The organism is Achromobacter xylosoxidans (assembly GCF_014490035.1).
Taxonomy (GTDB): Bacteria; Pseudomonadota; Gammaproteobacteria; order Burkholderiales; family Burkholderiaceae_B; genus Achromobacter; species Achromobacter bronchisepticus_A.
The window spans coordinates 3,865,299-3,877,817 of record NZ_CP061008.1 but is presented as its reverse complement, the minus strand read 5'-3'; the positions used below and the strand labels follow the sequence as shown (position 1 = coordinate 3,877,817).

The 12,519-nt window shown below is 65.9% G+C and carries 12 protein-coding genes; all 12 read left to right on the top strand.

The window, feature by feature from the left end:
* The first annotated feature begins 74 nt into the window (after positions 1 to 74).
* The 12 genes from uppS to IAG39_RS17965 all read left to right on the top strand — a co-directional run bounded on the left by uppS (position 75) and on the right by IAG39_RS17965 (position 12,402).
* The gene (gene uppS / locus IAG39_RS18020) at positions 75 to 836 is read left to right on the top strand and encodes a polyprenyl diphosphate synthase (protein WP_118933665.1); all 762 of its coding nucleotides are present in this window, start codon (positions 75 to 77) and stop codon (positions 834 to 836) included.
* A gap of 56 nt (positions 837 to 892) precedes the next feature.
* Positions 893 to 1,750, top strand: a complete 858-nt coding sequence (locus tag IAG39_RS18015; RefSeq protein WP_118933666.1) for a phosphatidate cytidylyltransferase — start codon at positions 893 to 895, stop codon at positions 1,748 to 1,750.
* Entirely contained in the window at positions 1,747 to 2,946 is a 1,200-nt protein-coding gene (locus IAG39_RS18010; protein WP_118933667.1) for a 1-deoxy-D-xylulose-5-phosphate reductoisomerase, read from the top strand. Before IAG39_RS18015 ends, IAG39_RS18010 begins: the two co-directional genes overlap by 4 nt.
* A gap of 58 nt (positions 2,947 to 3,004) precedes the next feature.
* Positions 3,005 to 4,336 (top strand): RIP metalloprotease RseP, encoded by a 1,332-nt coding sequence (gene rseP, locus IAG39_RS18005; protein ID WP_118933668.1) that lies wholly within the window; start codon positions 3,005 to 3,007, stop codon positions 4,334 to 4,336.
* 53 nt (positions 4,337 to 4,389) lie between these two features.
* Positions 4,390 to 6,723: an outer membrane protein assembly factor BamA gene (bamA, locus tag IAG39_RS18000; protein WP_059380346.1), complete on the top strand. Its 2,334-nt coding sequence runs from the start codon at positions 4,390 to 4,392 to the stop codon at positions 6,721 to 6,723.
* A gap of 109 nt (positions 6,724 to 6,832) precedes the next feature.
* Positions 6,833 to 7,393 carry an OmpH family outer membrane protein gene (locus tag IAG39_RS17995; protein ID WP_059380345.1) on the top strand — a complete coding sequence of 187 codons (561 nt, stop codon included), beginning with the start codon at positions 6,833 to 6,835 and terminating at the stop codon, positions 7,391 to 7,393.
* A 17-nt stretch (positions 7,394 to 7,410) separates the two neighbouring features.
* The gene (gene lpxD, locus IAG39_RS17990) at positions 7,411 to 8,508 is read left to right on the top strand and encodes a UDP-3-O-(3-hydroxymyristoyl)glucosamine N-acyltransferase (protein ID WP_118933669.1); all 1,098 of its coding nucleotides are present in this window, start codon (positions 7,411 to 7,413) and stop codon (positions 8,506 to 8,508) included.
* Between the two features lie 70 nt (positions 8,509 to 8,578).
* Complete coding sequence (gene fabZ / locus IAG39_RS17985; protein ID WP_008167730.1) at positions 8,579 to 9,034, top strand: 3-hydroxyacyl-ACP dehydratase FabZ; 456 nt, start codon at positions 8,579 to 8,581, stop codon at positions 9,032 to 9,034.
* Positions 9,035 to 9,829 (top strand): acyl-ACP--UDP-N-acetylglucosamine O-acyltransferase, encoded by a 795-nt coding sequence (gene lpxA, locus IAG39_RS17980; protein ID WP_118933670.1) that lies wholly within the window; start codon positions 9,035 to 9,037, stop codon positions 9,827 to 9,829.
* Positions 9,826 to 11,022 (top strand): lipid-A-disaccharide synthase, encoded by a 1,197-nt coding sequence (gene lpxB, locus IAG39_RS17975; RefSeq protein WP_059380342.1) that lies wholly within the window; start codon positions 9,826 to 9,828, stop codon positions 11,020 to 11,022. The genes lpxA and lpxB overlap by 4 nt, the downstream gene beginning before the upstream one ends.
* Positions 11,009 to 11,617, top strand: a complete 609-nt coding sequence (rnhB, locus tag IAG39_RS17970) for a ribonuclease HII (protein WP_118933671.1) — start codon at positions 11,009 to 11,011, stop codon at positions 11,615 to 11,617. The genes lpxB and rnhB overlap by 14 nt, the downstream gene beginning before the upstream one ends.
* Positions 11,614 to 12,402: a TrmH family RNA methyltransferase gene (locus IAG39_RS17965; RefSeq protein ID WP_118933672.1), complete on the top strand. Its 789-nt coding sequence runs from the start codon at positions 11,614 to 11,616 to the stop codon at positions 12,400 to 12,402. The genes rnhB and IAG39_RS17965 overlap by 4 nt, the downstream gene beginning before the upstream one ends.
* Positions 12,403 to 12,519 lie beyond the last annotated feature (117 nt).

The following is a 12,519-nucleotide window of genomic DNA, read 5'->3' as shown; positions in this document are numbered from 1 at the left end:
CGGTGGAACGACGGCGCAGGCTTTTCTTCACGTAATTCCGTTTTCGCCGTTTCACCGCGCGCAGCCCCAGACCAATGGCAACCAGTTCGACCCAGGCGGTTCCCGCTACCCGCGACATTCCCGAGCACGTGGCCATCATCATGGATGGCAATGGCCGGTGGGCGACTAGGCGGCTGCTGCCGCGCACCGCGGGCCACGCCAAGGGCGTGCAGGCGGTGCGGCGCGTGGTCGAGGCCTGCGGCCGCGCCGGCGTGCGCTATCTGACCCTGTTCGCCTTCAGTTCCGAGAACTGGCGCCGTCCGGCCGAGGAAGTGTCGCTGCTCATGCGCCTGTTCGTGCAGGCGCTGGAGCGCGAGATCGGCAAGCTGGAAGAGCAGGGCGTGCGCCTGCACGTCATCGGCGACCTATCGGCCTTCGAGCCCCGTTTGCAGGAGCTGATCTTCGCGGCCCAGGAGCGCACGGCCCACAACGACCGCCTGCACCTGACGGTCGCCGCCAACTATGGCGGTCGCTGGGACATCCTGCAGGCGACCCGCGCCATGCTGGCCGCCGAGCCCGCACTGGCCACCCAGCCCCAGCTGGTCGACGAGGAGCGCCTGGCGCGCCATCTGTCCATGTCCTGGGCGCCAGAACCCGATCTGTTCATCCGCACCGGCGGCGAACAGCGCATTTCCAATTTCCTGATCTGGCAGATGGCTTACGCGGAGTTCTACTTCACGGATCGCTACTGGCCGGATTTCGGCGCCGCCGAGCTCGCGGCCGCCTTTGACTGGTACCGCACGCGCGAACGCCGCTTTGGCCGTACCAGCGCGCAAGTCAGCGAAAACGGCGCGTAATAAAACGGACGGCGACTAGCGCGTCTTTCCAGGGCTGTACACGAGGAGACCGTCAAATGTTGGGCCAGCGTATCGTTACCGCAGTCGTTCTGTTGGCCGTTCTGGCCGCCGCGATGGTCAGCGCGAACCCCTGGTGGTTCGTTGCGCTTCTGGCCCTGGCTGCCGCCTGCGCCAATTGGGAGTGGCTGCGCCTGACCCTGCCGCAACCGCCTTCCCCTCTCATTGCCGTCGGCGTCGCCGTTCTGCTGTTCGGGGGCATGCTGGCGTTGGCGTCCGCCTGGCTCGCGGGGCAGAATGCCGGCATCGCGGATCCCGTCTGGGTGCTGCGTTATGTGGTGCCGGCGGTGGCCGCGGTTTGGCTGTTCGGCGGTCTGACGGCGGTGGTGCGCGGGCGCTCCGATGCGCCTCCCGCCAGCTTGGGCTGGTCGGTTTTTTCCGTGCCCGCGGCGTTTGCCGCCTGGGCCGTGCTGGCGCAGATGTTCGTGGCGCATGGCGCCGGTTTCGTGGTGTCGCTGCTGGCGCTGGTCTGGGTCGCCGACATTGCCGCCTATTTTGCCGGCAGAGCCTTTGGCAAGCGTAAACTGGCTCCGCGGGTCAGCCCGGGCAAGACGGTCGCGGGCGCGGTCGCCGGCGTCCTGGGCGCGGTGGTCTGGATCGGTCTTTCCAGCCTGTGGGAAGGCACTTACGGCCATGCGCTGGTCGAGCGCTGGAGCTTCTGGCTGGCGCTGCCCATTGCCGCCGTGCTCGGCGTGCTGTCGATCGTGGGCGACCTGTTCGAATCGCTGCTCAAGCGGCGCGCCGGTCGCAAGGATTCCAGCACGCTGCTGCCTGGCCACGGCGGGGTCTATGACCGCATCGACGCGATTCTCCCGGTCGCGCCGTTTGCGCTACTTTTGTCTGGAGTGTTGTTTTGACGGCTTTTCAACGCGTCGTCGTGCTGGGATCGACCGGTTCGATCGGTGAAAGCACGCTGGATGTGATCGCCCGCCACCCCGAGCGCCTGGCGGTTTACGCGCTGTCGGCGTACAGCCGGATGGCGCGCCTGGCGGAGCAGGCGCAGGCCAGCCGCGCTGCCGTGGTGGTGGTGCCGGACTCGGCGGCCCGCGAGAAATTCATTGCCGCATGGGCGGGCGGCCAGCCCATGCCGGAAATCCGGGTCGGCTCCCAGGCGTTGGCCGATACCGCCGCCGATCCCCAATGCGACTCCGTCATGGCGGCCATCGTGGGGGCGGCGGGACTGCCCGCTGCCCTGGCGGCCGCCCGCAGCGGCAAGCGCGTATTGCTGGCCAACAAGGAAGCGCTGGTTGCAGCCGGCTCGCTCTTCATGCAGGCCGTACGCGACAACGGCGCCGAACTGCTGCCTATCGACAGCGAACATAACGCCATTTTCCAATGCCTGCCTCATGGCGGGCGAGCCGTCGCGCCGGATCGCCCGGCGCCCGGCGTGCGCCGTCTGCTGCTGACCGCCTCCGGCGGCCCTTTCCGCGGACGCGACCTGGAAGACCTGCACGATGTGACGCCGGCCCAGGCTTGCGCTCATCCCAACTGGAGCATGGGCCGCAAGATCTCGGTCGATTCCGCCACCATGCTCAACAAGGGCCTGGAGGTGATCGAGGCGCATTGGCTGTTCGCGATGCCTGCTGACCGCATCGAGGTGGTGGTGCATCCCCAGAGCGTGGTGCATTCCATGGTCGAGTACGACGACGGCTCGGTGCTGGCTCAGCTTGGCCAGCCCGACATGCGCACGCCCATCGCCTACGGCCTGGGCTTTCCCGAACGCCTGGACAGCGGCGTCGGTCCGCTGGACCTGACGCGCCTGGGGCGGCTGGACTTCGAAAAGCCGGATCTGGCCCGCTTTCCGTGCCTGGCCCTGTCGTTCGCGGCGCTGCGCGCCGGGCAGGGAGCCTGCGTGGCGCTGAACGCCGCCAACGAGATCGCCGTGGAGGCCTTCCTGAGCGGTCGGCTGCCCTATACCTGGATTCCGCGGGTAATCGAGGCTTCCCTGGAGTGGCAGGCGCGGCAAGCATCTGTTACGCTCAACAGTCTTGACGACGTGCTCGCGCTTGATTCCGACGCGCGCGTCTTCGCGGGCAACCTGGGCCTGGCCTGACGCAGGCTCGGTCGCCACCGTCCGCCTGCCTCTGATTTCCTAGATTTCTCCGATTCCGATGCTTTTCACCCTGCTGGCCTTTGCGGTTGCGCTTGGCTCCCTGATCATCTTCCATGAACTGGGGCACTATTGGGTGGCCCGTCTGTGCGGCGTGAAGGTGCTGCGCTTCTCGGTGGGATTTGGCAAGGTCATTCTGCGCCGCACCGACCGCCACGGCACGGAATGGGCCGTTTCGGCCCTGCCGCTGGGCGGCTACGTCAAGATGCAGGACGATCCCCCCGCCGGCGCGAGCCCGGCGGAAGTGGCAGGGGCCTTCAACAGCAAGCCCGTCGGCCAGCGTATCGCCATCGTCGCCGCCGGCCCCATTTTCAACCTGATACTCGCGGTCTTCCTCTACGCCGGCCTGAACATGGCCGGCACCGAAGAGCCCGTGGCCGTCATCGCCCAGCCCGCGGCCGACACGCCGGCCGCGCGCGCCGGCCTTTTGTCGGGCGACCGCATCCTGGCCATCGACGGCGAAGAGGTGGCCTCCTGGTCCGACGCGCGCTGGCGCCTGATGGACGTCATGGCTACCGGCGGCAGCGCCAGGATCGAGGTCAAGACGCCTGCGGGCGCGGTCCAGCAGCGCGAATTGGTGCTGCCGTCGAACACGATGGATCCGGCTGGCGGCGACCCGCTGGCCGCAGCCGGCGTGCGCCTGGCCCAGCCCAAACCCGCTGTGCGCGTCGTCAACGACGGCGGCGAAGGGCAGGCGGCCGGCCTGCGGGCGGGTGACCTGGTGCTGGCCGTGAACGGCGTTCCCACCCCGGACACCAGCGCGCTGGTCCGGCAGATCCAGGAAAGCGCCGGCAAGACCCTGGCCATGACCCTGGCGCGCGACGGCGCCAATGTTTCCCTGAACGTCACGCCCCGTGCCGAGACGGTCAACGGCCAGGTAATTGGCCGCCTGGGCGTCCAGCTGGGCGGCGACATTCCCATGGTGACCGTGCGCTACGGTGTATTCGAAAGCCTGTGGAAGGGCGCCGTGCGCACCTGGGACACCGCCTGGTTCTCCCTGCGCATGATGGGGCGCATGGTCACGGGCGACGTTTCCTGGCGCAATGTCAGCGGTCCCGTGACCATCGCGGATTACGCCGGCCAGACCGCCAGAATCGGAATTGTTGCGTACATCGCTTATATCGCCTTGATCAGTATCAGCCTGGGCGTACTAAATTTGCTGCCCATTCCCATGCTGGACGGTGGCCATCTGCTGTACTATCTCGTCGAAATTGTGCGGGGTAGCCCGCCGCCAGCAAGGTGGATCGATATCGGACAGCGCGCCGGCATAGGTTTATTGGCAAGCCTGATGGGGCTTGCGCTGTTCAATGATTTCACGCGTTTGTTCACTTGAACGCGATTTAGCATAAAATCCCCCGCCATTTGCACGACCGAGGATACTCAAGGATGTCTTTTCGCCGGATGTTTCATCACAAAAAGGGTGTACTGCCGGGTTTGATCGCCGCACTGCTGGTTCCGGCCATCGCCCACGCCTTCGACCCTTTTGTCGTGCGGGATATCCGCGTAGAGGGTATTCAACGAACTGACGCCGGCACCGTCTTCGGCTATCTCCCCGTCAAAGTGGGCGAAAAGTTCACCGAAGAAGAAGCCACTGAAGCCATCCGCCGCTTGTACGGCACAGGCTTTTTCACCGACGTACAGATCCAGACGGACAACAACGTCGTCGTGGTGGTCGTGCAGGAACGCCCCACGATTGCGTCGGTGAACTTCAACGGCATGCGCGAGTTCGACTCCAAGGCGATCACCACGTCGCTGGCGCAGGTCGGCTTCGCCGAAGGCCGCATCTTCGACCGCTCCATGCTCGAGCGCGCCGAATACGAACTGAAGCAGCAGTACCTGTCCAAGGGCAAGTACGGCATCGAAGTGACTTCCACCGTGACCCCGCTGCCGCGCAACCGCGTGGGCGTGAGCTTTGACGTGTTCGAAGGCTCGGTCGCGCGCATCCAGGAAATCCGCTTCGTGGGCAACAAGGCTTTCTCCGAAAGCGATCTGCTCGACGAGTTCAAGCTGACCACGCCGGGCTGGCTGACCTGGTATACGGATACCGACAAGTACTCGCGCGAAAAGCTCGAGGGCGATCTGGAGCGCCTGCGCTCGTTCTACCTGGATCGCGGCTACCTCGAGTTCTCGGTTGAGCCGCCACAGGTCACGATTTCGCCGGACCGCAAGGACATCCGCATCACGATTACCGTGCACGAAGGCGAGCCTTACAAGGTGCGCAGCGTGAAGCTGGCCGGCAATCTGCTGGGCCTGGACAAGGAAATCAACGCGCTGCTGGAAATCAAGCCGGAAGAGACGTTCTCGGCCGCCAAGGCCAACGGCTCGGCCAAGGCCATCACCGACTACCTGGGCGAACTGGGCTACGCGTTTGCCAACGTCAACCCGAACCCGCAGCTGGATCGCGCCAAGCATGAGGCCGACCTGACGTTCTACGTCGACCCCAGCCGCCGCGTGTACGTGCGCCGTATCCAGATCGGCGGCAATACCCGCACCCGCGACGAAGTCGTGCGCCGCGAAATGCGCCAGCAGGAAGCCGCCTGGTACGACGCCAAGGACATCAAGACCTCGCGCGACCGCGTCGACCGCCTGGGCTATTTCAGCGACGTCAACGTCAAGACCGATCCGGTCCCGGGTTCGCCCGACCAGGTCGACGTCAACGTCGACGTCAAGGAAAAGCCCACCGGCATGATCAACCTGGGCGTGGGCTACGGCTCGTCCGAAAAGGCCATTCTGTCGGCCGGTATCAGCGAAGACAACGTCTTTGGCAGCGGCACCAACCTGACCCTGCAGCTGAACACCAGCAAGACCAACCGCGCCGTGGTGCTGTCGCACACCGACCCGTACTGGACCAAGGACGGCATCAGCCGCACCACGTCCGCCTACTACCGCGTGACCGAGCCCTGGAACAACAACGACGGCGACTATCGTGTCAAGGCCATGGGCCTGGGCATGAACTTCGGCGTGCCGATTTCCGAGTATGACCGCATCATGCTGGGCGCGAACTTCGAACGCAACCAGATCGATCTGTTCAACAACTCGCCGGCAGCCTACGAGAAATTCGTCAACGATTACGGCGATTCGACCAACTCGGTGATCTTCACCACCGGCTGGACCAAGGATACCCGCGACAGCGGCCTGGCGCCGACCAAGGGCGGCTACACCCGCCTGAAGGCGGACCTGTCGACCGTGGACCTGAAGTACACGATGTTGACGGCTCAGCAACAGTACTTTGTGCCGCTGGGCGGCTCCTACACCCTGGCCTTGAACGGCATGGTCGATTGGGGCCAGAGCTACGGCGGCAAGGACTACCCGGTCATCAAGAACGTCTATGCCGGCGGTATCGGCACGGTTCGCGGCTACGAGGGCTCGTCGCTGGGTCCGCGCGACACGAAGACGGGCGACTACCTGGGCGGTACGCGGCGCGTCATCGCCAACGCGCAGCTTTACCTGCCGTTCCCTGGCGCCTCGAAGGACCGCACCTTGCGCTGGTTCATCTTCTCGGATGCCGGCCAGGTTTCGTCGGGCAGCGGCTTGCAATGCACCGGCGGCAAGCCTGGCAGCGAGGTCGAGGATCCTTGCGGCTGGAGGTTCTCGGCAGGTATCGGGCTGTCGTGGCAGTCGCCGATGGGGCCGCTGCAGTTGTCTTATGCGCGTCCGCTCAATTCGAAGCCTGGCGACGACAAGCAAAGCTTCCAGTTCCAGATCGGGACCGGTTTCTAAGCGCCTCGTTACGCTTGAAAACAAGGGAGAAGGGCGTACGGCCGGCTCCCTTGCTGTTTAGTGGCACAATACACACTTTGGCTTTGCCTTACTGGAAGGTGAGATTTTCATGATGTCTGATTCCGCACTTAAAACCTCGAAATCGCTGCGCACCATGCGCCGCGGCAAACTGGGCGGCTCCATTGCCCTGGTAGGTGCGCTCATTCTCGGTTCGGCTGCTGCGATTCCCGCGCAGGCCCAAGGCACGAAGATCGGTTTCGTCAATACCGAGCGGATCCTGCGCGAGTCGGGTCCGGCCAAGGCTGCGCAAAGCAAGATCGAAGCCGAATTCAAGAAGCGCGACGATGAGCTTCAGCGCCTGAACAACAGCCTGCGTTCGCAAGCCGAGAAGTTCGACAAGGACGCGCCTGTCCTGTCGGAGTCCGATCGCGTCAAGCGCCAGCGTGAACTGTCCAACCTGGATACCGACCTGCAGCGCAAGCGCCGCGAGTTCCAGGAAGACTTCAACCGCCGCCGCAACGAAGAGTTCTCGGGCATCGTGACGAAGGCCAACGACGCCATCAAGCGCATCGCCGAACAGGAAAGCTACGACCTGATCATCCAGGACGCAGTGACCGTCAACCCGCGCATCGACATCACCGACAAGGTGATCCAGAGCCTGGGCAAGTAAGCAGCACCCGTCACGTTATGCCGGTTCTACTGGATCTTGCCCGCGCGCCAACGCTGGAAACACTGTTGAGCGCCGCCAACACCCAGGGGATGGACTGGCGTATCAGCGCGGTTCCCGGCGCGGACCCCATGCGGGTCTGCGGCATCGGAACCCTGTCATCGGCGGGTCGGCAGGAAATCGCTTTCCTGGCCAACCCCCGCTACCAGAGCCAGTTAGGCGCCACGCAGGCGGGGGCGGTCATCGTCTCGCCGGACGTGGCGCAGGCTCTGGAGGCCGAGGGCAACGCCCGGCCGCCGTTCGCGCTGGTCGTCTGTCAGCATCCCTATCTGCTTTATGCCCGCGTGGCGCAATGGTTCGATGCCGCGAGACGGCCCGAGCTGCCCGCATCCACGCATCCTTCCGCCGTGGTCGCCGCTGACGCCATCATCGAAGAAGGCGTGCGCATCGGCCCGAATTGCGTCGTCGAATCCGGCGCCCGCATTGGCCGCGATACCGTGCTCGGACCTGGCTGCGTCATCGGCGCAGGCTCGTCCGTCGGCCCCGGCAGCCGCCTGTACGCCCACGTCACCTTGTATGACGGGGTCAAGGTGGGCGCGCGTGCCATCATCCATAGCGGCGCGGTGCTGGGCGCGGACGGCTTCGGCTTCGCGCCCGATCCCACGCTGGGCAAGGGCGCCTGGGGCAAGATTCCGCAGCTCGGCGGCGTGACCGTCGGTGACGACGTCGAAATCGGCGCCAACACCACCGTTGACCGGGGCGCGCTGGAAGACACCGTCCTGGCCGACGGGGTGAAGCTGGACAACCAGATCATGGTGGCGCACAACTGCCGGATCGGCGCGCATACCGCGATTGCGGCCTGCGTGGGCGTGGCCGGCTCGACCACCATCGGTGAGCGCTGCACCATAGGCGGCGCCGCCATGCTGTCCGGGCACCTCACGCTGGGCGACGATGTGCATGTTTCCGGCGGCACCGCGGTGACGTCCAGCATTTCGAAGCCTGGCCGCTATACCGGGGTCTTCCCGTACGCGGAACATGGCGAATGGCAGCGCAACGCCGCCGTGATACAACAGTTGGCGCAATTGCGCCGGCGCGTGCGGACGCTGGAAAAAGACTAGGGCGGCGCACTGCCGCCCCTGGCGCGTCCGCGCCGCATGATTACTTTACTTCGCAGGAAAGCATAGAAAAATGGAACTCGACATCAAGGGGATCATGGAGAGACTGCCGCATCGTTATCCGATGCTGCTGATTGACCGCGTCGTCGAAATGGTGCCTGGCAAGTCCATCGTGGCCATCAAGAACGTCTCGATCAATGAACCGTTTTTCAACGGCCATTTCCCGCACCACCCGGTGATGCCGGGTGTGCTCATCGTGGAAGCCATGGCTCAGGCCTCCGCCCTGTTCTCGTTCACCGACGAGAATGGCGGGCTGAAGTGTGAAGGTTCCAAGACCGCGTATTACCTGGTCGGCATCGACGGCGCGCGTTTCCGCCGCCCCGTGGTGCCGGGCGACCAGTTGCGCATCGAGGTCGAAGCCGAACGCCTGAGCCGCAGCATCTGTAAGTACCAAGCGCGCGCGACGGTGGATGGCCAGGAAGTCGCTTCGGCCAAGCTGATGTGCGCGATTCGCAGCCTGGAAGAGTAAATGGCAGGAAACATTCACCCCACCGCCGTCGTTGATCCGGCGGCAAAGCTCGACCCGACCGTCGTGGTCGGTCCGTTCGCGACCATCGGTCCCAACGTGACCATAGGCGCGGGCACCGAGATCGGCCCGTACTGCATGGTGGACGGGGTGACGACCATCGGGCGCGACAACCGTTTCTATCGGTACTGCTCGATTGGCGGCATGCCGCAGGACAAGAAGTACCAGGGCGAGCCTACCCGCCTGGAAATCGGCGACCGCAATACGTTCCGGGAATTCGTCACGCTCAACACGGGCACCGTGCAGGACGGCGGCGTCACGACGATTGCCGACGACAACTGGGTCATGGCGTACGTGCACGTTGCACACGATTGCCACATCGGCAGCAACACCATCCTGGCCAATTCGGTGCAACTGGGCGGCCACGTCCATGTTGGCGATTGGGCCATCGTGGGCGGCCTGACCGGCGTGCACCAGTTTTCGCGCATCGGCGCGCACAGCATGACGGGCGGCAACAGCTCCCTGATGCAGGATACGCCGCCGTTCGTGCTGGCCGCGGGCAATCCGTGCCGTCCGGTGGGCGTCAACGTCGAAGGGCTGAAGCGCCGCGGCTTTACGGCCGCCGACATTTCGGCGCTGCGCGACGCCTACAAGATCATCTACCGCCGTGGCCTGTCCCTGGACGCGGCGCGGGCTGAACTGCGCGCCCGCCAAGAGGCGGAGCCCGAGGTGGCCCCGCACCTGCAGACCCTGCTCGACTTCCTGGACGTCGCAAGCCGCGGCATCATCCGCCCATGAACGCTCGGATCGGCATGGTGGCCGGCGAGCCTTCGGGCGACCTGCTGGCTGGTCGCATCATTGCCGGTCTGCAAGCGCGCGACGCCAGCGTACGCTGCGAGGGTATCGGCGGGCCGCAGATGCAGGCCCATGGTTTCGATACCTGGCACCCCATGCATGCCTTGACCGTTTTCGGCTATGTCGACGCGCTCAAGCGCCTGCCCAGCCTGCTTGGCACCTATCGCGACGTCAAGCGGCGCTGGCTGGCGGAGCCGCCCGCCGTGTTCGTCGGCATCGACGCGCCGGACTTCAATCTGCGGCTGGAGCACCAGCTACGCCAGGCAGGCACGCCCACGGTGCACTTCGTTGGGCCGTCGATCTGGGCCTGGCGCTATGAGCGCATCCACAAGATCCGCGAGTCGGTATCGCACATGCTGGTGCTGTTCCCGTTCGAGGAAGAGATCTACCGCAAGGAAGGGATTCCGGTCACTTATGTGGGCCATCCGCTGGCCGGGGCCGTGCCCATGCAGCCGGATCGCGCCGCGGCGCGCGCGCGCCTGGGCATCGACCAGAATGCGCGCGTGCTGGCGATCCTGCCGGGCAGCCGCTCGTCCGAGATCCGTCTGCTGGCGCCGCGCTTCCTGCAAGCCGCGCAGATCCTGCAGAAAAAGGACCCGGCCCTGCAATGCGTCGTCCCCATGGTCAACGACCAGCGGCGCGCGGAGTTCCAGTCCATTCTGGCCCAGTACCCCGTACCGGGGCTGCGCTGCGTCACCGCGAATGATCTGCACGGCGAGGGCGGAGAGCGCCAGGCACCCGTCGCCTGGTCCGTCATGGAAGCGGCCACGGCGGTGCTGGTGGCCAGCGGCACGGCCACGCTGGAAACGGCGCTGTACAAGCGGCCCATGGTGATTTCCTACGTGCTGTCGCCCTGGATGCGCCGCATCATGGCCTGGAAGTCCGGCCAGCAGCGTCCCTATCTGCCCTGGGTGGGCCTGCCGAACGTGCTGCTGCGCGATTTCGCCGTGCCTGAGCTGCTGCAGGACGATGCCACGCCCGAGAAACTCGCGGAGGCGACCTGGACGTCCCTGACCGACGACGCGGGCAGGGCGCGCATCGAAGCCCGCTTTACCGCCCTGCATCAGGAGCTGCTGCGCGACACGCCCGCGCTGGCTGCGCAGGCGATCCTGGAGGTGGCCGGTGGAGCAGCCTGACCTGTTCGTGGCGCCCGAGCAGCCTGCCATGATTACGGCAGGCGTGGACGAGGCGGGCCGCGGCCCGCTGGCGGGCGCCGTGTACGCCGCGGCCGTCATCCTGGATCCCGCCCGACCGATCGCCGGGCTGGCGGATTCCAAGGTGCTCAAGGCTGCCACGCGCGAGGCGCTGGCGCTCGAAATCCAGGAATTCGCGCTGGCCTGGTGCATCGCCAGCGCCAGCGTGGCCGAGATCGACAGCATGAACATCCTGCGCGCCACGATGCTGGCGATGCAGCGTGCGGTGCAGGGCCTCGCCACCATGCCGCAGTTGGCGCTGGTGGACGGCAACCAGGCTCCCAAGCTGGGCTGCACCGTGCAGACCGTCATCAAGGGCGATGCGCTGGTGCCCGCGATTTCCGCGGCTTCCATTCTTGCCAAGACCGCGCGCGACGCGGACCTGCTGCGCCTGCATGCCCTGTATCCCCAATATGCCTTCGATCAGCACAAGGGTTACGGCACCCCGCTGCATCTGGAGATGCTGCGCGAGCACGGCCCATGCGCCGAGCACCGGCGCAGCTTCGCACCCATCAAGGCCTTCGGCCTGAATCCATGAAGCACATCAGTTCTCGCGACAATCCCGCAGTCAAGGCGCTGGCCAAGCTGGCCGGCACGGCGGGCAAGCGCGGCGCGCCGGTGCTGCTGGAAGGCGTGCACCTGTGCCAGGCGTGGCTGCAGCATCACGGCGCGCCCGATCAGGCGATCTTCGACGTGGAGCGCCTGTCCCAGCCCGACATCGCGGCGCTTGCGGCCGCGGTGCCGGACCGCGACTGCCTGGCCTTGGACGCGCGGCTGATGCAGTCCCTGGCGGCCGTGGAAAGCGGGCAGGGCGTGGCTTTTCAGGTGACGCCGCCCGTCCTGGACCTGCCGGATGCGGTGGACGAAAACTGCGTGCTGTTCGACCGCATCCAGGATCCCGGCAATGTCGGCACGCTGCTGCGCACCTGCGCGGCGGCGGGCGTGAAGCGCGTCTTCCTGGCGACGGGCACGGCCGCGGCCTGGTCGCCCAAGGTGTTGCGCAGCGGCCAGGGCGCCCATTTCGCCTTGGCCATCCACGAACACGTCGATCTGGCTGCCTTGCTGCCCAGATTGAGGGTGCCGCTGGTGGCGACCGCGCTGGATGGCGCGCGCGACCTGTACGAGGACGCGTTGCCGCAACGCTGCGCCTGGGTATTCGGTCACGAAGGCCAGGGCGTGGCCGCGGAACTGCTTTCCGCGGCGCGCCTCAAGGTGCGCATACCGCACGACATGGCGGCGGTGGAATCGCTCAATGTGGGCGCCGCAGCCGCGATCTGCCTCTTCGAGCAGCGGCGCCAAGCCTTGCGCGGCAAGCTGGACTGAACGCCGATCTGGCCATCGTTTCGCCGCTTTTCCGCCGATTGCAGGCACCGTCCCCTGTTTATACTGCCCCGTTTGCCTGAGCCGGGCGGTCTTGAGCCGCGCCTCGAGGCCAGGATC

What these genes read in the sequence shown, in the direction of transcription:
- lpxD (WP_118933669.1), top strand. Translation starts at nt 7,411, where the DNA reads ATGCCGGTTCTACTGGATCTTGCCCGCGCGCCAACGCTGGAAACACTG.
- lpxA (WP_118933670.1), top strand. Translation starts at nt 9,035, where the DNA reads ATGGCAGGAAACATTCACCCCACCGCCGTCGTTGATCCGGCGGCAAAG.
- IAG39_RS17995 (WP_059380345.1), top strand. Translation starts at nt 6,833, where the DNA reads ATGATGTCTGATTCCGCACTTAAAACCTCGAAATCGCTGCGCACCATG.
- IAG39_RS18015 (WP_118933666.1), top strand. Translation starts at nt 893, where the DNA reads ATGTTGGGCCAGCGTATCGTTACCGCAGTCGTTCTGTTGGCCGTTCTG.
- lpxB (WP_059380342.1), top strand. Translation starts at nt 9,826, where the DNA reads ATGAACGCTCGGATCGGCATGGTGGCCGGCGAGCCTTCGGGCGACCTG.
- uppS (WP_118933665.1), top strand. Translation starts at nt 75, where the DNA reads ATGGCAACCAGTTCGACCCAGGCGGTTCCCGCTACCCGCGACATTCCC.
- fabZ (WP_008167730.1), top strand. Translation starts at nt 8,579, where the DNA reads ATGGAACTCGACATCAAGGGGATCATGGAGAGACTGCCGCATCGTTAT.
- bamA (WP_059380346.1), top strand. Translation starts at nt 4,390, where the DNA reads ATGTCTTTTCGCCGGATGTTTCATCACAAAAAGGGTGTACTGCCGGGT.
- rseP (WP_118933668.1), top strand. Translation starts at nt 3,005, where the DNA reads ATGCTTTTCACCCTGCTGGCCTTTGCGGTTGCGCTTGGCTCCCTGATC.
- IAG39_RS17965 (WP_118933672.1), top strand. Translation starts at nt 11,614, where the DNA reads ATGAAGCACATCAGTTCTCGCGACAATCCCGCAGTCAAGGCGCTGGCC.